Origin of the sequence: Microbacterium sp. (assembly GCF_051860965.1) — a bacterium.
Lineage (GTDB): Bacteria > Actinomycetota > Actinomycetes > Actinomycetales > Microbacteriaceae > Microbacterium.
Genome location: NZ_JBIMKU010000002.1, coordinates 65369 through 82433, shown reverse-complemented (window position 1 = coordinate 82433; position 17065 = coordinate 65369). Strand labels below are relative to the sequence as shown.

Here is a 17065-nt window from a genome sequence, read left to right as displayed (position 1 = left end):
CCCCTAGAATGGTGCGCACGATGGACGACCCTCCCAGTAGACAGACGCCCCACGACCCCTCCTCGATCTCGATCGGGGGTGATGCCTGATGGATTACGTCATGCTGGGCGTGGGGCTCCTGCTCACGGTCGGGACCGGACTCTTCGTGGCGAGCGAGTTCGCCCTCGTCAATCTCGACCGCGCCGACCTCGAGGCGCGTCGCACGGCGGGCGAGACCCGCCTGTCGATGACGATCAGCGCGCTGAAGATCACCTCGACGCACCTCTCGAGCGCGCAGCTCGGCATCACGCTGACGACGCTCCTCACGGGTTACACGATGGAGCCCGCGATCTCGAACCTGCTGCGGCCGGTCTTCACCGCGTGGGGCTGGCCCGCGGGCCTCGTGAGCCCCCTCGCGGTCATCATCGCCATCACCGTCGCCACGATCTTCTCGATGATCATCGGCGAGCTCGTTCCGAAGAACTTCGCCCTCGCGGTGCCGCGGCAGACCGCGAAGCTCGTCATCCCGTTCCAGACGCTCTTCACGACCGTCTTCAAGCCCGCGATCTACGTGCTCAACGGCAGCGCGAACGGATTCCTGCGCCTGCTCGGCGTCGAGCCGAAGGAGGAGCTCTCGGGCGCCCGCACCGCCGAGGAGCTCTCGAGCCTCGTGCGGCGCTCCGCGAGCGCCGGCGTGCTCGAGGAGGACACGGCATCCCTCCTCGATCGCACCCTCACGTTCTCCCGCCTCACCGCCGCCGACGTGATGACCCCCCGCCCGAGCGTGCACGCGATCGCAGCAGACGACTCGGTCGAGGACGTCATCCAGCTCGCGCGCCGCACGGGTCACAGCCGGTTCCCGGTCTACGAGGACTCGATGGACGACATCACGGGCATCGTGCACCTCAAGGCCGCGGTGGCCGTGCCCCGCGAACGTCGCAACGACGTGCCGGCGGCGGCGCTCGCGACCGAGCCGCTGCGGGTCCCCGAAGCCGTGCACCTCGACGCCCTGATCTCCGAGCTGCGTGCCCGCGGGTACCAGATGGCCGTCGTCGTCGACGAGTACGGCGGGACGGCCGGTGTCGTCACGCTCGAGGATCTCGTCGAGGAGATCGTCGGCGAAGTGCTCGACGAGCACGACCGCCGCGTCGCGGGGATCACCCGCAAGGCGGACGGCGTCGTCTTCCCCGGCGAGCTGCGGCCCGACGAGCTGCTCGATCGCACGGGCATCCGCATCCCCGAAGGAGACGTGTACGACACCGTGGGCGGCTTCATCATGAGCGTCCTCGAGCGCATACCCGTCCCGGGCGACACGCTCGAGATCGAGGACGGCACGATCGACGTCCAGCGCATGGACGGCCGGCGCGTGGACCGCGTGCGGTTCACCCCGACGCCGATGACCGATGCCGTCGAAGAAGCGATCGCCGAGGGAGGTGATCGCCGATGAACGATTGGGCCGGAATCGCCTGGCTGTTCGTGCTGCTCATCTTCAACGCCTTCTTCGTCGGCGCCGAGTTCGCCGTGATCTCCGCGAAGCGCTCGCAGATCGAGCCGCTGGCCGAGAAGGGTTCGCGCTCCGCCAAGACGGCGCTCTACGCGATGGAGCACGCGACCCTCATGCTCGCGACGAGCCAGCTCGGGATCACGATCTGCTCGCTGCTGATCCTGAACGTGTCGGAGCCGGCGATCCATCACCTGCTCGCCGAGCCGCTGGGTCTCACGGGGCTGGCCGAAGGCACGGTGGACGTCATCGCGTTCATCATCGCGCTGCTCGTCGTGTCGTACCTGCACGTCGTGTTCGGCGAGATGGTCCCCAAGAACCTCGCCTTCTCGGTGCCCGATCGCGCCGTGCTGATGCTCGCGACGCCGCTCGTGTGGGTGTCGCGCGTCTTCCACCCCGTGATCTTCACGCTCAACTGGATCGCGAACCACATCCTGCGCCTGTTCCGCGTCGAGCCCAAGGACGAAGCGGCATCCACCTTCACGCTCGAAGAGGTCGCGACGATCGTCAACCAGTCGCGCATCGAGGGCGTGCTGGATGACGCATCCGGCGCCGTCACGGCGGCTCTCGAGTTCACCGACAAGCAGGCGAAGGACGTCGCGGTTCCGCTCGCGGACCTCGTCACCCTGCCGCAGGCGACGACCCCCGACGAGATCGAGCGCGCCGTCGCCAAGCACGGCTTCTCGCGCTACGTGATCGTCGATCCCGCCGGCGTCCCGGTCGGGTACGTGCACCTGAAGGACGTGCTGCGTGCCGCCGAGGGGCCGGATGCGGCAGCCGACGTCGTGCAGCCCCTGCCGGCCAAGCGCATCCACCACATGGTGCCGGTGCTCGAGACGACCGACCTCGAAGACGCCCTCGCCCTCATGCGCCGGGCGGGTCGTCACCTGGCGCAGGTGCGGGATGCCGCGGGCGCCACCACCGCGGTGCTGTTCCTCGAGGACGTCCTCGAGGAGCTCGTGGGCGAAGTGCAGGACGCCACCCGCCGCCGCGGCTACTGAGCTCGTCGCTCCGCTCCCGCCGGACATGGTGTCCGACGGGAGCGGAGTCCTCAGCCCTGCGGGCGGGCGCGCAGGTACTGCGCGGGCCAGTAGTCGATCTCGACACCGAGTTCGGTCGAGGCGCGCAGCGCGAAGTGCGGGTCGCGCAGCCATTCGCGCCCGGCCATGACGGCGTCGGCTTCTCCGGCGGCGACGATCGACTCGGCCTGCGCGGCGTCCGTGATGAGGCCGACGGCGCTCACGGGGACGCCGGCCTCGCGGCGCACGCGCTCCGCGAAGGCGACCTGGTAGCCGGGGCCGACCGCGATCTGCTGGTGGGCGACGAGTCCGCCGCTGGAGATGTCGAAGAAGTCGGCGCCGCGGTCGGACGCCCAGCGCGCCACCGTCGCGATCTCGTCGACGTCGAGCCCGCCCTCGGCCCAGTCCGACGCCGAGAACCGCACGAAGAGCGGGGCGTCGGGCGCGGTCGTCCGCACCGCGTCGACGATGCGCAGGAGCAGACGCGCACGATTCGCGAGCGACCCGCCGTACGCGTCTTCGCGTCGGTTCGACAGCGGCGACAGGAACTCGTGGAGGAGGTAGCCGTGCGCCGCGTGCAGCTCGATCACGTCGAATCCGGCGTCGACCGCGCGCTGCGCGGCGGCGCCGAAGTCGGCCACGACGGCATCGATGCCCGCCGTGTCGAGGGCCGCGGGCTCGGCGTAGCCGTCGAACGCGACCGCCGACGGTGCCACGGTCGGCCACCCGCCGTCCTCGAGCGGCACCGATCCGCGGCGACCGGAGAACGGCGACCACGTCGACGCCTTGCGGCCGGCGTGCGCGAGCTGGACGCCTGCGAGCGATCCGCGGGACCGGATCGCGGCGACGATGGGGGTCCAGGCATCACCTTGCCGGTCGTTCCACAGGCCCGTGTCCTCGGGCGAGATGCGACCCTCGGGTGAGACGGAGGTCGCCTCCGCCATCACGAGCCCGGCACCGCCGGATGCGAACTGCGCCAAGTGGCTGTGGTGCCACTCCTGGGGCACGCCGTCGACGGCGCTGTACTGGCACATCGGGGCGACCCACAGCCGGTTCCGCGCGGTCAGCGCGCGCAAGGCGATGGGGGTGAACAGCGAGGTCATGGATTCTCCGCAGATAGGGTGACGGCATGAGTGCGACGTGGTCGGCGCGGGACGTCGCCGGGGTCCTCCGGAGGCCAACGGCGACGGACGACAAGTATTCCCGGGGAGTCCTCGGTGTCAGGACGGGCTCGGTCGAGTATCCGGGAGCGGCGGTGCTCGGCGTCGAAGCGGCATGGCGCACGGGTCTCGGGATGGTCCGATATCTCGGTACCGCGCGCGACGCGGTGCTCGCACGTCGACCCGAGACGGTGGCGGCGGAGGGTCGCGTGCAGGCGTGGCTGATCGGCTCGGGGACGAACGCCGCCACGCGCCCGCACGAGGAGACCACGGCGCTGCGCGGCATTCTGTCGGGGGATCTCCCCGTCGTCGTCGACGCGGGTGCCCTCGACCTCGCGCCCGACGGGCGCGCGCCGATCGTCGTCACGCCCCACGACCGCGAGCACGACCGGCTGCGCACGGACCTCGGGCTCGGCGCCGTCCGAGGCGACCGCGCGCAGGGCGCGGTCGAGACCGCGCGCGCACTCGGGAACGTCGTGCTGCTCAAGGGATCGGTCACGATCGTCGCCGATCCGGGCGGGGGCGTCCTCCGCGTCGGCGCCGCCACCCCGTGGCTCGCCACGGCGGGAACCGGTGACGTGCTCGCGGGAGTGCTCGGCGCCCTCCTCGCGGGGGCACCCGCCGGCGCCGACCTCGCGCCGATCGCGGCATCGGCGGCCTGGCTGCACGGCCGTGCGGGGGCGCTCGCGTCGTCCGCTCACGCCCCCGCACGTTCGCTGTCCGCCGCGCGCGCCGACACCGCCGGTGGACCCATCACGGCGCTGGACGTCGCCGAGGCGCTGCCGCGTGCCGTCGCCGAGGTGCTGGCGGGCTGACGTCGGGGCTGGGCTGCCCGCCTACGATGGAGGACGTGTCGAGGCGAGCGTGGTTGTGGATCGCCTTCGTGCTCGTGCACGTCGCCGTCGCGGTGTCGGGATTCGTCTGGCCCACGCAGCCGATGGGCGACCTGTCGATCGCCTATCAGCCGTGGGTGAACCAGGCGCTGTCCGGTGGAGGCATCCCGGGGATCGCCTCCGACTGGGTGTATCCGCAGCTCGCGATCGTGCCGATGATCGTCGCCGGGTCGTGGGCGCAGCTCTTCGGCGGCTACGAGATCGCATGGGCGATCCTCGTGACGCTGTGCGACGCGCTGGCGTTCGCTCTGCTGATCGGCGCGGCCCGCTCGCGCGGGCGGGTGCTCGCGGCCGGGTTCTGGCTCGCGTTCGCCGCAGCGCTCGGCCCGGTCGGCATGTACCGCATCGATGCGATCACCGTCCCGCTCGCGATCGCCGCATGCCTCTGGCTCGTGGGTCGTCCTGCGCTCGCATCCGCGCTCCTCGCGATCGGCACGTGGATCAAGGTCTGGCCGGCCGCACTCCTGCTCGCCGCGATCATCGCCGTGCGCCGCCGCGTCGCCGTCTTCGCGGGAGCGGCGGTCACGACGGCCGTCGTGCTGCTCGGCATCCTGGCCCTCGGCGGCATCTCGCACGCGTTCGGCTTCGTCGGCGGCCAGACCGGCCGCGGACTGCAGCTCGAGGCGCCGGTGAGCGCGTACCTGCTGTGGCGCGTCGTGCTCGGGATGCCGGACTCCGCCGTCGTATACGACCAGGCGCTCAACACCATGCAGGTGCAGGGACCGGGCGCTGAGGTCGTGAGCGCCGTCATGACACCGCTCCTGTTCGTCGTGCTCGCGGCGGTCGCGGCGCTCGGAGCGGTGAAGGCGGTGCGCGGAGCATCCTTCGTCCGCCTCTTCCCGCCGCTCGCGCTCGCCGTCACGCTCGGATTCATCGTGCTGAACAAGGTCGGCTCGCCGCAGTTCCAGGTGTGGCTCATCGCGCCGCTCGTGCTCGCGCTCGTGATCTCCCGCCGACGCTGGCGCGGGTTCGCCGTCGGGGGACTGGCGGCGGCGCTCCTCACGCAGTTCGTGTATCCGCTGACGTATCTCGGCGTCATGTCGGCGGAGGTCGGTCCCGTGGCGATCCTCACGACGCGGAATCTGCTGCTGGTCGCCCTGTTCGTGTGGTCGCTCGTCGAGCTCGTGCGCGTGCCGGCGCGGGTGCGGCATCCCTCATCCGTCCTCTGAACCGAAGGAGCCCTCATGCTCGTCGCCTTCTCCGTCGCTCCGAGCGGCACCGGCCGTGCCGACGGCAGCGTCCACGATGCGGTCGCGGCCGCCGTGCGCGTCGTGCGCGACAGTGGTCTGCCGCAGCGCACCACGTCGATGTTCACCGAGATCGAGGGGGAGTGGGATGAGGTGATGGATGTCGTCAAGCGCGCCACCGAGGCCGTCCTGCCGTTCGGATCCCGCGTGTCGCTCGTCCTCAAGGCGGACATCCGACCCGGCTTCGCCGGCGAACTGGACGGCAAGATCGAGCGCCTCGAGACCGCGCTCGCCGAGAGCGATCTCGGCCCCGAGGACTGAGCGACCAGCGGCGGTCGAATCGATTCGACTTCCGCGCCATCCCGCACTAGCATGGCGCGGTGACCTCCTCTTCCACGAAGAGGGGTGCGGCGATGTGGGCGCTCCTCTCCCTCGCCATCGGCAGCTTCGGCATCGGCATGACCGAGTTCGTCGTCATGGGCCTGCTGCCGAACATCGCGCAGGACCTGCTGCCCGCGCAGTGGACGGCGAGCCCCGAGGACGCGATCGCGCAGACGGGCTGGCTCATCACGCTGTACGCGCTCGGCGTCGTCGTCGGTGCACCGACGATCGCCGGCAGCGTCGCGCGGTTTCCTCGTCATCGCGTCATGATCGGCCTCGCTCTGGCCCTCACGCTCTTCAACGCCCTGACGGTCCTCGCTCCGACCTTCGAGCTGGTCGCGGCATCCCGATTCCTCGCGGGGCTCCCGCACGGGGCGTACTTCGGCATCGGCGCGCTGGTCGCCGCCGACGTGCTCGGACCGGGAAAGCGCGCGAAGGGCGTCGCGTTCGTGCTGACGGGACTCACCCTCGCCAACGTCGTCGGCGTGCCGCTCGGCACGTTCCTCGGCCAGCAGCTCGGGTGGCGGTCGGCGTTCGTCGTGGTCGCGGGCATCTTCGCTGCGGCCACGATCGCGATCGCGTTCTTCGTGCCCGACCACGCGGGCGATCCCGGCCGCACGCTGCGCGAGGAGCTCAAGGTCTTCCGCATCGGCCAGGTGTGGCTCGTCCTCGGCATCGGCGCGATCGGCTTCGGCGGTTTCTTCGCCGTGTACAGCTACGTCGCGCCGCTCGTGACCGAGGTCGCGGGCTCGCCGCAATGGGTGGTGCCGATCATCCTCGTGATCATGGGGCTCGGGATGACGGTGGGCAATCTCGTCGGCGGCCACCTCGCCGACGTCGATCTGAAGCGCGCGATCCTCGGGGGGCTCGTCGCGCTCGCCGTGGTGCTCGCGCTCCTGGCCGTCACGGTGCACGCGATCTGGGCACTGGGGTTCTTCGTCTTCGCGACCGGATTCGTCTCGGCGGCGCTGAGCCCCGCCATCCAGACGCGGCTCATGGACGTCGCGCAGGACAACCAGTCGATCGCCGCCGCGCTCAACCACTCGGCCCTCAACATCGGAAACAGCATGGGCGCCTTCCTCGGCGGCGTCGTCATCGCGATCGGCTGGGGCTTCGTCGCACCGCCCTGGGTGGGCGTGGGTCTCGCGCTCGGCGGGCTCGTGCTGGCCGCCGTCTCGTTCGCGCGGGACCCCTCGAAGGCACGGGTCGCGGCCTAGTCTGGACGCGTGCCCGACGACGCCTCTCCCGCCGACCGCGCGCTCCGCGCGCTGGGCGATGCCGTCGGCGAGTCCCGCCCGCGGGTCGCGACCGACGGCGCGGATCCCGACATCCCGGTCGCCGCGACGGTGGTCCTGCTGCGCGACGCCGCCGAGGGTCCTGAGGTGCTGCTCATCGAGCGGCCCGATCGCGGCTCGTTCGCGGGGGCGTGGGTGTTCCCCGGCGGAAAGCTCGACCCCGCCGACCACGATGCGACCGACACGCAGGAGTGGGATGCCGCGCGTCGTGCCGCGGTGCGCGAGACCGCGGAGGAGACCGGGCTCGTGATCGAGGTGGCCGACCTCGTGACGCTCTCGGTCTGGGACCCGCCGCCGGGGATCCCCCTGCGCATCCGCACGTGGTTCTTCCTGTGCGCGGCACCCGACGGAGACCTCGTGCTGTCGGCCGCCGAGGCGGTGAGCGCCCGCTGGGAGCGGCCGAGCGAGATTCTCGATCGTCACGCGCGCGGAGAGCTCACCCTCTACCCGCCGACGTGGGTCACGCTGCACGGACTGGCGCGCGGGCGGACCAGTGCCGAGGTGATGGATGCCGCGGAGCGCGCCGGCGTCGAGCGATTCGACAGCGTCGCGCGGCGGGGTCCCACCGGGCCGATGCTGCTGTGGCAGGGCGACGGGCAGTACGCCGTCGCGGACGCCGAGGCATCCGCCCGCCACCGGCTCGAGGTCGGCGTGCTGCCGTGGGTGTACTCGCGCGGCGAGTGACAGGTCCGCGGCGGCGGGGTTAGCCTGAGGCCAGTGTCCGAGTTCGGGGGAGTCCGATACGGGTGGTGGCGCACTGCAGTGGTGGGCGCCCTGCTCGCGGTCCTGCTCGTCGCGATGCTGCCGAGCACGAGCTTCGCGGTGCCGATCGTCCCGTTCGCGGCGCGGTTCTCGGCTGACGACAACGGCACCGTGACGGTCTTCGGCAACAACCTCCTCACATGTCCGACCTCCGATGCGCGCTGTGCGGGGGCGCAGGCGGGCACCACCGCGCTCAACAACAACGCGTTCTCCATGGCGAATCTGGATGCCGACGCCGACCCGTCGACGTTCAACTCGTCCAGCTCCACCGTCATCGCGCCGGCCGACGGCGAAGTGCTGTGGGCGGGGCTGTACTGGGGCGCACGCGCCAGCCGCGGAGCGGGCGGGGTCGCGGGCGTCGGCGATCGCCGCGTCATGGCGCTGCGCGCACCCGGCGCGTCGACCTACACGAGCGTGACGTCGCAGGCGAGCTTCGGCCCGACCTCGGGTGATCAGGCGTACCAGGAGTTCGCCGACGTGACGACGCTCGTGCGCAGTGCCGGAGCGGGAGCCTACTGGGGAGCGAACGTCGTGGCAGGAACGGGGGAGGACCGCTACGCCGGGTGGTCGCTCGTCGTCGTCTTCCGCGCGCCGAGTCTGCCCCTTCGCAGCCTGACGGTCTTCGACGGCTTCGCCGACGTCGGCCGGGACGAGCCGCAGGTCATCAATCTGTCCGGGTTCCGCACCCCCGTCTCGGGCCCGGTCGAGACGCAGCTCGGCATGGTCGCCTACGAGGGCGACTTCTCGACGTCGGGCGACTCGGCGCGCCTGAACTCGACGCTCCTGTCGACGACGCCGCTCTCTCGCGGCAGCAACTTCTTCAACGGCACCAACGACGACAACGGCACGAGCGTCGCGTCCCGCACGCCCGCCCACGTGAACATGCTGGGCTACGACGTCAAGAATCTCGCGGCCAGCGGCATCCCGAACGGCGCGACGAGCGCCACGATCTCGCTCGAGAGCACGGGGGACCGCTACTTCCCAGGGATGGTGACGACGGCCATCAGACTGTTCGCGCCCGACTTCACGACGAGCACGAAGACCGTGTCGAATCTCGCCGGCCGCACCCCCGCGCTGCCGGGCGACGAGCTCGAGTACACCCTGACCTACCCCAACACGGGGCAGGATCCTGCGACGAACGCCGTCATCACCGACACCCTGCCGCCCGGCACGACCTTCGTCTCGGCGACACCGAGCGCGGGCGCGTGCACGGGCTCGGGCCGCACGGTCACGTGCACGGCCGGCACGATCGGCATCGGCGCGACGTGGCAGGCACGCGTGCGCGTCGCGATCGGGCCGGATGCCGGAGGCACGACGCTGCGCAACGCCGCCGTCCTCGACTACACCGCCACGACGCTCGATCGTGATCTCACGTACGTCGTCGCGCCCGCCGTCATCCCCGTCGCGGCGGTCGCCGATCTCGCGCTCACCAAGACGATGAGTCCCGATCCCGGCGTCGCGGGCGGTCAGGTCGTCTCGACGCTCAGCGTCCGCAACGACGGGCCCAATGCCGCGCGCGAGGTCGTCATCACGGACCAGCTCCCCGCCGGCGTGACGCTCGCATCGGCGACGGTTCCGGGCGGTGCCTGCACGACGGCCGGCGCGGTCGTGACCTGCACGGTGCCGTCGATCGCGAACGGCGCCTCCGTCGATGCGACGATCGTCATCGACGTGCCCTCGAGCTCGACGGCCCTCACCGTCGTGAACGTCGCGTCCGTCTCGGCCGCGAGCTCCGACCCCGACGCGTCGGACAACGCCGCCGGTGCCTCCGTCGCACTCACCCGGCAGGCGGATCTGCGCGTCTCGAAGGCGGCGGGCGCGGCATCCATCGCCCCCGGAGCCTCGACGACGTACACCGTGACCGTCACCAACGACGGCCCCTCCGACGCCGTCAACGTCACCGCGACGGACGCGGTCGGCGATCCCGCTCTCGTCCTCACGCGCGCCTCCGCGCCGGGAGCCGCGTGCGCCGTCTCGGCCGAGACGGCCCGCTGCACGATTCCGCGGCTGGCTCCCGGCGCGACCATGAGCATGACCGTGACGGCGCGCGTGCTCCCCGACACGCCGGCCGGCGTCGCTCTCGTCAACACCGCGACGGTCTCGTCGAACGCTCCCGACGCGGACGCCTCCGACAACACGGCGACGGCGACGATCACGACCGCCGCGCCGCTGGCCGACATCACGACGACCAAGTCGAGCAGCGACGCCCGCGCCGGCGGGCAGGTCGTGTACACGATCGTCGTCACCAACGAGGGTCCGTCCACAGCCCGCGGCGTCTCGCTCGCCGACGCGCTGCCCGCCGGCCTCACCGCGACGAGCGTCGTCTCGAGCCGCGGCACGTGCACGACGGCGGCCGCGATCACGTGCGACCTCGGCGACGTGCCGGGGCCGGATGCCGCGGGCGTGGCGTCGTCGGCGACGATCACCGTCACCGCCGACGTCGCCCCGACCCTCGCCGCCGGCACCATCTCGAACACGGCGACGGCATCGACCGTCACGACCGATCCCGATCCGGCGAACAACGCCGCGACCGTCCAGGCGGTCGTGACGACCGCCGCGGATGTCTCGATCACCAAGACCGCATCCCCCGTGCAGCCCGCCGCGGGTGAGGACGTCACCTTCACCGTCACGGTGTCCAACGCCGGTCCGTCGACGGCGCGCGACGTCGTCGTTGCCGACGCGCTCCCGCCCGGACTGACGCTGCTCGGTGTCGATCCCGGTCCGGACGTGACGTGCACGGGCAGTCTCTCGTGCACGGTCGCCGACCTCGACCCGCAGGCGACGGCGACGTTCGCCGTGCGCATGAACGTGCCCGCCGACTTCGATCTGCAGACGGGCGCCGTCAATACGGCGACCGTCACGAGCAGCACGCCCGACCCGGCGCCGGGGAACAACACCGCGACGGCTACCGTGACGGCACGCGCGATCTCGGACCTCGCGGTGCTGAAGTGGGACACGACCGACCTGCCGTCGCCTCCCGGCACGCCGCCCCGGTCGTTCACGGCGGGCGAGACCGTCACCTACCGCATCGCGGCGCTCAACTTCGGGCCGTCGGATGCCTCGTCCGCCCGCGTCGTCGACACGCTGCCCGCCGGGGTGACGTTCATCTCGTCGGTGCCGGAGTGCGCGTTCACGCCGCCCGATCAGCTCGTCTGCGACCTGCCGACCGTCCCGAACCAGTTCGCGGCGATCTTCCCCGTCACGGTGCGCGTCGACGCGGCGCTCGCCGAGGGCGCGCTGCTCACCAACACGGCCGAGATCACCCTGACCGATCCCGACCGCGTCGATCCCGTGTCGTCGAACAACCTCGTCTCGGTGACCAACCCCGTGACGACCGTCGCCGATCTGAACGTCGTGAAGTCCTCGTACTCGCTCGATCTTCCCGACTTCACCTTCACGACGCCCTCGTCGGCGCCGCCGGGGACCAACATCGGCTACGGGATCGACATCCGCAACACCGGCCCGTCGATCGCCCGCGACGTCGTGCTGGTCGACTCGTCGACGATGACCGACTTCTACGTCAACCGGATCCTGCTCGTGAAGCCCGGGGTCGATCCGATCGACATCACGGCGCAGTGCTCGTGGAGCGGCGGCGACCTGCAGTGCCCGATCGGCGACGTGCCGGTCTTCGCGACGGGCGACACGAGCTGGCGCGTCCAGGTCGACGGCTTGTCGCTCTCGAACGCGACGCCCGGGTCGTACGTCAACACCGCGACCCTCTCCTCGGGCACGGCCGATGCGAACATCGCCGACAACACCTCGCAGGCGCCCATCACGATCACCGACCCCGTCGCGACCTTCACGATCGACAAGACCGTCCTCGGCGGCACAGACCTCAACAGCGACGGGGCCTCCGACATCATCCCCGGCACCGCGTTCAGCTACCAGATCGACGTCGAGAACGTCGTGGACGTGACGCGCGAGGGTGCCTCCGACGCTCCCGATGTCGTCGTCGTCGACGAGCTGCCCGAGGGACTCACGCCGACGGCGGCGACGAGCACGCAGGGCACCTGCACGATCACGCCCCCGCGCACCGTGACGTGCGAGCTCGGCACGGTGCTGGGACCCGGCCGGCTGCCGGCACCACCGCCCGTGCTCATCACCGTGTCGGGCACCGCCGCGGCGAGCCTCGCCGGCACACCGACGGTCACGAACACCGCGAGCGTCTCGTCGCCCATCTCGGCCACGGTCACCGACAGTGTCACTCAGGACGTCGTGGCGGTCGCCGATCTGTCGATCACGAAGGTCGCCGATGCGCCGCAGTTCGCCGCCGGCGGGCTCGCGGGGTTCAGTCTCGTCGTCACGAACGCGGGGCCGTCGGACGCCGTCCAGACCGAGGTCGGGGACCTCTTCCCGTCCCAGATCGTGTTCGACCCCGAGGCATCCGACCCGTCCTGCTCCGAAGTCGTGGATCCCGCCGTCACCTACGTCTCGTGCATGATCGGCACGCTCGCATCGGGTGAGACCCGCACGGTGCGCGTCGCGGGACGCATCCCGCCCGATCAGGCGCCGATCGACGTCGTCAACTTCGGCGCCGTCGCCTCCGCCGTCACGGGGGAGCCCAACTTCACCGACAACCAGAGCGAGGTGACGGTGAGCATCGTGCAGTCCGCGGATCTCGTCGTGACGAAGGCGGCGGATGCCGCGAGCTACGCCGCTGGCGAGCGCGCGACCTACACGATCGGCGTGACCAATCAGGGTCCCTCGACGGCGTCCGACGTCGTGATGACGGATGCCCTGCCCGCCGGTCTCGCGTTCGTCGACGTCGTCGCGGGCGACGGCGTCACGTGCGAGTTCGCGGCCGGGGTCGTCACCTGCACGGCCCCGACGCTCGGGCCGGGAGACGCCGTGTCGGCCACCGTCCGCGTGGACCTGCCCGCGGACCTCGAGCCCGGACCCGTCGTGAACACCGCCTCGGTCGTCTCGTCGACGCCCGATCCCGATGTCGCCTCGAACTCGGCATCGACGACCTTCGACGCCTTCGTCATCGCCGACCTCGCCATCGACAAGTCCCTCGTGACGCCCGCGCCGGTCGCCGGGAGTCCCGTCGTCTTCGCGCTCGAGGTGACCAACAAGGGCCCGCAGAACGCCCCGAGCGTCGTCGTGAGCGACTCCCTGCCCACGGGCATGGGATTCCTCTCGGGTCAGGGGGCCGCCTGCCAGGTGACGAACCCCGAAGGGATCGACGTCGTCACCTGCGAGGCGGGAGCGCTCGCCGTCGGCGCGACCGCCCGCATCCTGCTCACCGCCTCGACGGATCCTTCGATCAGGTCGTTCTCGAACGGCGCCCTCGTCGGATCGGCGGCGCAGGATGCCGTGAGCGCGGACAACTTCGACGTCGTCGAATTCGCTCTCACGCCGCCGGAGGCGCCAGGTGAAGGCGGCGGCAGCGGCTCCGCCCCCCTGCCCGGTGGCGAGCTGCCGCCGACGGGCGCGCCGTTCCAGGGCATCGTGATCCTCGTCGCGCTGGGGCTGACGGCGCTCGGGGCGTTCCTCGTGCTCCGCCGCCGGCGCGTCTGACGCTCAGCCCTCCAGCAGCCGCCGGATGTGCGTGCCGACGCGAGGCGTCTCGATCAGGAACCCGTCGTGGCCGAAGTCGCTCGTGAGCACGACGGCGCCGTCGTCGATCGTGTTCCGGATGCCGCGGGCGATGCGATGCTGCCCGTCGACCGGGAAGAGCCGATCGCTGTCGATTCCGAGCACGAGCGCCGTCGCCGTGATCCGCGCGAGCGCGTCATCCACTCCGCCCCGATCGCGGCCGATGTCGTGCGAGTTCATCGCCTCGACGAGGATGAGGTAGCTGTTCGCGTCGAAGCGGCGTGTGAAGCGGTTGCCGTGGAAGTCGAGGTACGACTCGACGGCGAACCGCCCGCCGTGACCGAGCGGGCTCACGCCCGACTGCCAGGACCGCTGGAACCGCTGGTTGAGCTCGGTGGGCGATCGGTAGTTGAGCAGCGCCATGCGCCGCGCGAGCCCGAGGCCCCGGCTCGGCCCGTCACCATCGGCCGAGTCGTAGTACTCCCCGCCCTGGAAGCGCGGGTCGATCCTGATCGCTTCGAGCTGGACCGAGTTGAGCGCGATCTGGTCCGCCGTGTTCACGGGCGGAGCGGACAGGACGCCGACCCGCGCGACGCGGTCGGGCATGCCGATGGCCCACTCGAGTGCGTGCATCCCGCCCATCGAGCCGCCCACGACGCCGGCCCAGACATCGATGCCGAGCGCGTCGGCGAGCCGGACCTGCGCGGCGACCTGATCGCGGATGGTCAGGTAAGGGAAGCGGCTGGCCCACTCGTAGCCGTCGGGAGCGATGCTCGACGGCCCCGTGGAGCCCTGGCATCCGCCCAGCATGTTCGGCGCGACCACGAACCAGCGGTCGGTGTCGATCGGGGCACCCGGCCCGACGAGGTCGTCCCACCAGCCCGAGGTGGGATGCCCAGGCCCCGCGCTTCCGCGCACGTGGCTGTCGCCCGTGAGGGCGTGGAGCACGAGCACCGCGTTGTCGCGCTCGGCGTTGAGCTCGCCCCACGTCTCGTACGCGAGCCGGTAGCCGGGCAGTTCCGCGCCGCCCTCCGTGCGGAACGCGCCGAAGGCGGCGAAGCGGCGGTCGCCGACGGGATCGCCGTCGCGCCACGCGCCCGTCGCGGGCGGACGGCCCAGGAGCAGGCGTGCGTCGGCCTCGGTCACCGGTGCCGAGGGCACGGTGTCTTCGGATGACTGCCAGTCCATGCCTCCATCCTCCCGGATGGAATCCGCGACTCGGCGACTGTTACGCCGTCACGCGTCTCGCCGAACCCACGCACTTCGTCCCAACCCACCCGTATTCGCGCGCAGATCCGGGTGGGTTCGAGAAGAGTGGGTGGGTTGGCGAGGCTCAGCGGAACGGGAGCGTCTCGTACACCGCGCCGTGCTGCCCGGCCAGCGCCACCGCGACGCCGTCGATGGTCTGGACGAAGCGGTGGTCGGTCGCGGCATCCATCGGCACCTGGGCATCGATCTCGGGCAGAGTGCCCATGGTCTCGTTCGAGAGCCAGACGACAGGGCGGTCGAGCGAGGTGACGAGATCGGCGAAGCGACGGCGCTCGCCGGCGTCGAGGTAGAGCAGCACGGCGCTGTGGAAGACGACGAGGGTCGCCTCGGCGGGCGCGGATGCCGCGACCTCGGGCAGCAGGTCGAGGAGGTCTCCTCGCACGATGTCCGGCGGGTCGGCCGCGACGATCGCAGCCGCGGCGCGCAGACGAGCCACGCGGACGTCGTGATCGGGGCCGGGCCAGACGAGCGTGGTGAGCCACGCGATCGCATCGGGGTCTGCGGCGTCGATGGGCGCCAGATCGATCCCGCGGCGCCACACGATGTCGGGATGGCGGACGGGGACGGATGCCTCGTCGTCGACCGTGCAGGCCAGCACGACGTCGCTGGGGCCGCTCGAAGGGTCGAAGCGGCGGCGGCCCGCCGGCGTCGTGTACTCCACGCTGTACCGGTCGGGGTACAGACACAGCCCCGCGGCCGTGCCCACTTCGAGCAGCGCGATCGGACCTTCGATCCGGCTCAGTGCGGGCAGGAGCGTCGCGCAGCGGTTGGGCTCGTTGGTCTGGACGGTGCGGGATGCCGCGATATCGACGATCTCGCCCCAACGCGCGACGATCTCGTCGCGCACCTCCGGATACGGCCTGAGCGCGATGCCCGCCCAGCGCGCGGCCGCGAACACGATGTTCGGCTGCTGATTGGGCCGGGGGAGCTCGGCCAGCAGCGCGACGATCTCGGGATCCGCCCCGATGCCGATCGCCCAGTCCTCGTACAGCGGGGATGTGCCGCGCGCCCAGCGACGTCCGAAGTCGTCGTAGGTCGCGGCGATCCGCTGCTCGTCGTCGGTGCTCACAGCGTTCACGATACGACGCGGGGCTGCGGGTGTCGCAGGGCCGGTCTAGCATCCGTGGCATGGATGACGTCATCGACTACCTGCTCGAAGGTGATCCCTCGATCCGCTGGCAGGTGCTGCGCGATCTGACCGACGCGTCGTCCGACGAGGTCGCGATCGAGCGCGCGCGCGTGGCGCAGGAGGGTTGGGGCGCTCGGCTCCTGGCCGAGCAGGCCGCCGACGGCCGATGGGACGGCGGCACCTACCGCCCGGGGTGGGTCGACGAGTCCCGGCCGTTCTTCGACGCCTGGACGGCGACGCATTTCTCGCTGCAGCAGCTGCGGGACTTCGGGGCCGATCCGGCCGACCCCGCCGTCGCGCGGGCGATCGATCTCGTGCGCGAGAACGTGCGGTGGGATCACGCGGGTCAGCGCTTCTTCGACGGCGAGGTCGAGCCGTGCATCAACGGCATCGCGCTCGCGGTGGGCGCCTACTTCGGGCAGGAGGTCACGCCGATCGTCGACACGGTCCTGGCGGGCCGCCTCGCCGACGGCGGCTGGAACTGCTGGGATGAGGACGGCACGAGCCCCTCGTCGTTCCACTCCACCATCTGCGTGCTGGAGGGCCTGTGGGCGTGGGAGCAGGCGACCGGGGGAACGGATGCCGCGCGCGCAGCCCGACTCGCGGGCGAGGAGTACCTGCTCGAGCGGTCGCTCATGAATCGCAAGTCGGACGGCACCCTCATCGATCCGAGATTCGCGATGGCCTCGTATCCGCCGCGCTGGTACTACGACGTGGCGCGGGCGCTCGACTACTTCCGCGAGACGCGGCCCGCCGACGATCCGCGTTTCGCGGAACCGCTCGCACTGCTGCGTTCCAAGAGACTGCCGATGGGGCTGTGGCCACTGGAGCTGACGCACGAGGGGCCGACGCTCTTCTCGTTCGAGCGCGAGGGGGAGGGCTTTCCGAGCCGCTGGGTCACGCTGCGCGCCCTTCGCGTGCTGCGGTGGGCGGAGGCATCCCGAGTCTGACC

At 71.3% G+C, this 17065-nt stretch carries 12 protein-coding genes; 9 read left to right on the top strand and 3 right to left on the bottom strand.

From position 1 onward, the window contains the following. Positions 1-88 precede the first annotated feature (88 nt). Together ACTIFV_RS03935 and ACTIFV_RS03930 are read left to right on the top strand one after the other, a co-directional pair. Positions 89-1426: a hemolysin family protein gene (locus tag ACTIFV_RS03935; RefSeq protein WP_439591472.1), complete on the top strand. Its 1338-nt coding sequence runs from the start codon at positions 89-91 to the stop codon at positions 1424-1426. Continuing rightward, positions 1423-2481 (top strand): hemolysin family protein, encoded by a 1059-nt coding sequence (locus ACTIFV_RS03930; RefSeq protein ID WP_439591471.1) that lies wholly within the window; start codon positions 1423-1425, stop codon positions 2479-2481. Before ACTIFV_RS03935 ends, ACTIFV_RS03930 begins: the two co-directional genes overlap by 4 nt. A 50-nt stretch (positions 2482-2531) precedes the next feature. Here the strand turns inward: ACTIFV_RS03930 and ACTIFV_RS03925 are convergent, their stop codons facing one another. Then, positions 2532-3602, bottom strand: coding sequence for an NADH:flavin oxidoreductase/NADH oxidase (locus ACTIFV_RS03925; protein ID WP_439591470.1), 1071 nt, complete (start codon positions 3600-3602; stop codon positions 2532-2534). 26 nt (positions 3603-3628) lie between these two features. Here ACTIFV_RS03925 and ACTIFV_RS03920 point away from each other — a divergent pair, with 26 nt between their 5' ends. The 6 genes from ACTIFV_RS03920 (at position 3629) to ACTIFV_RS03895 (ending at position 13697) form a co-directional block, all read left to right on the top strand. Further along, a complete protein-coding gene (locus ACTIFV_RS03920; RefSeq protein WP_439591469.1) occupies positions 3629-4474 on the top strand; it encodes an ADP-dependent NAD(P)H-hydrate dehydratase in 846 nt (281 codons plus the stop codon). A gap of 35 nt (positions 4475-4509) precedes the next feature. Further along, on the top strand, positions 4510-5721 hold the full coding sequence (locus ACTIFV_RS03915) for a glycosyltransferase 87 family protein (RefSeq protein ID WP_439591468.1): 1212 nt from the start codon (positions 4510-4512) through the stop codon (positions 5719-5721). Between the two features lie 15 nt (positions 5722-5736). After that, positions 5737-6060, top strand: a complete 324-nt coding sequence (locus ACTIFV_RS03910; protein WP_439591467.1) for a thiamine-binding protein — start codon at positions 5737-5739, stop codon at positions 6058-6060. Positions 6061-6152: 92 nt separating this feature from the next. After that, positions 6153-7337, top strand: coding sequence for an MFS transporter (locus ACTIFV_RS03905; RefSeq protein WP_439591832.1), 1185 nt, complete (start codon positions 6153-6155; stop codon positions 7335-7337). Between the two features lie 9 nt (positions 7338-7346). Next, positions 7347-8099, top strand: a complete 753-nt coding sequence (locus ACTIFV_RS03900; RefSeq protein ID WP_439591466.1) for an NUDIX hydrolase — start codon at positions 7347-7349, stop codon at positions 8097-8099. A gap of 33 nt (positions 8100-8132) precedes the next feature. Continuing rightward, entirely contained in the window at positions 8133-13697 is a 5565-nt protein-coding gene (locus tag ACTIFV_RS03895; RefSeq protein WP_439591465.1) for a hypothetical protein, read from the top strand. A 3-nt stretch (positions 13698-13700) separates the two neighbouring features. Here ACTIFV_RS03895 and metX read toward each other — a convergent pair whose 3' ends face one another. Next, complete coding sequence (gene metX, locus ACTIFV_RS03890) at positions 13701-14903, bottom strand: homoserine O-acetyltransferase MetX (RefSeq protein ID WP_439591464.1); 1203 nt, start codon at positions 14901-14903, stop codon at positions 13701-13703. A 145-nt stretch (positions 14904-15048) separates the two neighbouring features. Further along, positions 15049-16053 carry a DUF2332 domain-containing protein gene (locus tag ACTIFV_RS03885; protein ID WP_439591463.1) on the bottom strand — a complete coding sequence of 335 codons (1005 nt, stop codon included), beginning with the start codon at positions 16051-16053 and terminating at the stop codon, positions 15049-15051. Between the two features lie 59 nt (positions 16054-16112). Between ACTIFV_RS03885 and ACTIFV_RS03880 the strand changes: the two genes are divergently transcribed. Further along, positions 16113-17063: a hypothetical protein gene (locus tag ACTIFV_RS03880; RefSeq protein ID WP_439591462.1), complete on the top strand. Its 951-nt coding sequence runs from the start codon at positions 16113-16115 to the stop codon at positions 17061-17063. The last annotated feature ends 2 nt before the right edge of the window (positions 17064-17065 follow it).

Bases quoted from the DNA above. Each gene is read 5' to 3' on its own strand.
- ACTIFV_RS03880 (WP_439591462.1), top strand. From the start codon at position 16,113: ATGGATGACGTCATCGACTACCTGCTCGAAGGTGATCCCTCGATCCGC.
- ACTIFV_RS03935 (WP_439591472.1), top strand. From the start codon at position 89: ATGGATTACGTCATGCTGGGCGTGGGGCTCCTGCTCACGGTCGGGACC.
- ACTIFV_RS03905 (WP_439591832.1), top strand. From the start codon at position 6,153: ATGTGGGCGCTCCTCTCCCTCGCCATCGGCAGCTTCGGCATCGGCATG.
- ACTIFV_RS03925 (WP_439591470.1), bottom strand. From the start codon at position 3,602: ATGACCTCGCTGTTCACCCCCATCGCCTTGCGCGCGCTGACCGCGCGG.
- ACTIFV_RS03930 (WP_439591471.1), top strand. From the start codon at position 1,423: ATGAACGATTGGGCCGGAATCGCCTGGCTGTTCGTGCTGCTCATCTTC.
- ACTIFV_RS03920 (WP_439591469.1), top strand. From the start codon at position 3,629: ATGAGTGCGACGTGGTCGGCGCGGGACGTCGCCGGGGTCCTCCGGAGG.
- metX (WP_439591464.1), bottom strand. From the start codon at position 14,903: ATGGACTGGCAGTCATCCGAAGACACCGTGCCCTCGGCACCGGTGACC.
- ACTIFV_RS03910 (WP_439591467.1), top strand. From the start codon at position 5,737: ATGCTCGTCGCCTTCTCCGTCGCTCCGAGCGGCACCGGCCGTGCCGAC.